This window comes from Rothia nasimurium, assembly GCF_928381705.1.
GTDB classification, from domain to species: Bacteria; Actinomycetota; Actinomycetes; order Actinomycetales; family Micrococcaceae; genus Rothia; species Rothia nasimurium_G.
Window position 1 is genome coordinate 1 of sequence record NZ_CAKMSR010000026.1, and the last position, 1,603, is coordinate 1,603.

Consider the following 1,603-nt stretch of genomic DNA (forward strand, 5'->3'; position numbering starts at 1 on the left):
CACATCAAGACTTGGCGGATTCTTCATACGGGGTTTAGGCGGCCGTTGGGGTTGTATGGGCGGGTGTTTGCGGTGGTGCGGGGGTTGGTGTTTTTGGCTGCGGGTGGGACTTTTGAATAAGCCTCAACATTACGTCACCAATATGAGTGTCACGTCGCTGCTAGTACTTACGGCCTGCCGTGGACAGGCGCTTATAACCTTGAACGTATTCGGAGTAATAAGCCGCAATGGTGGTACGGCGTTGCTCGTCATCGTTGTAATTGGTAGAACAAAGGAACACGATGCAAGTACAGAATAAATGGCGTATGCCGCTAGTCTTCGCTGGGGTAGGTGCCCTGTCGTTTTTACTATCGTTTATAGCCGCAGGTATGGAATACCGAGCCTGGGAAGAATCAGGCGAGCTTCACCACCAAGCTTCTTCATGGATTGTAGCCTGGCATGGTATCTCGCTGGCGATCATAATAATCAGTGTTCTTTTTCTCATCTGGCAACTTCTACAAGCTAAGAGAAAATAAGTTTTTGGCAGGCTCCGCATTGTGCGGGGCCTGCCTTGCGATTGTAGGGATAGGGCACGAGAAAAGGGAGGGGATCGGACGCCCGGGTCTAGATTTTTCAGGCTCAGCCGACTACTCTTGTGGCTAAGAACACACCCCTTTCAAAGATGATTGGAGGCCCCACCCCGTGTACCGTGTCGCCTACTACCCCTACCCGCGTCCGTCCGACCTGCCCGCCTACCGCGACGAAAAGTCGCTCTACCCCGGGCTGCTAGCCCTGCAAGAACCGGTGAGCCAAACCGTCTTTCTCTACCGCCTAGAAACCCTGTACGAGGGGGACTTTCCCACCGACTACACCATCTACAACTACGCCGGTGGCCCCTTCGAGAGCGAAACGCGCATCAATATCTCCGTTCTGGGGCCTGCGGAAGAACGCGGGGACGGCGAGCCGATGTATCAGTTTGAAGCGTATTCCCGCTTCGAAGACCGCGCCGGCAAACTCATCTCGCAGGGGCTTCTAACCCGCACCGGAGAAATCCGCTGGGACGAACAAGACCCCGGCCACTGGCTACACCCGCACGTGAAAACCCTGATCGAGTACCTGGCTCAGGCCCCGGCCAAAGTGCCTGAGACCATCGAAGAAGGGCAGGTTATCACCTGGGACCTCCCACAGCTTCTGCGCGAAGAGCTGACCATCACCGACCATAACTTCGAACGTCACCTGCCCCACTGGTTCAGCGTCCAAGACACCAGCGAATATGGTTGGTTCGCCTACGCCCCCGCTACAGGCGAGACGTATCCGCCTGAAAAACCTCCCTACTCACTGGTACACACCATGCGGCCCCGCCAGGTTGTCGACCGCTATGAGGAGGACGGCGCGCCCCACCTGCTCGGCTACGTCGCCCACGTTGAGGGCGGGGTACATGGCGTCCTGAAATGGGGAAAAAACCTTGAGCCGACCCTGTGGACCCGCTCAGACGAAGTAGGTTTAGCACCGGGACTCACCGGCACAACACTCCCGGCATCCTGCCGAGCCCTCATAGAGACAGGCCAATTGCGTTATCCCGACTCCCGAATTGATTGATCTGCCCTAACGAGCGTGGGCCGTT

2 protein-coding genes are annotated in these 1,603 nt (G+C 56.8%); both read left to right on the plus strand.

All coding sequences use genetic code 11. From position 1 onward, the window contains the following. Positions 1-281: 281 nt before the first annotated feature. On the plus strand, positions 282-515 hold the full coding sequence (locus tag L6762_RS11830) for a hypothetical protein (protein WP_237187488.1): 234 nt from the start codon (positions 282-284) through the stop codon (positions 513-515). 166 nt (positions 516-681) lie between these two features. After that, positions 682-1,578, plus strand: coding sequence for a hypothetical protein (locus L6762_RS11835; RefSeq protein ID WP_237187489.1), 897 nt, complete (start codon positions 682-684; stop codon positions 1,576-1,578). Positions 1,579-1,603: the final 25 nt, after the last annotated feature.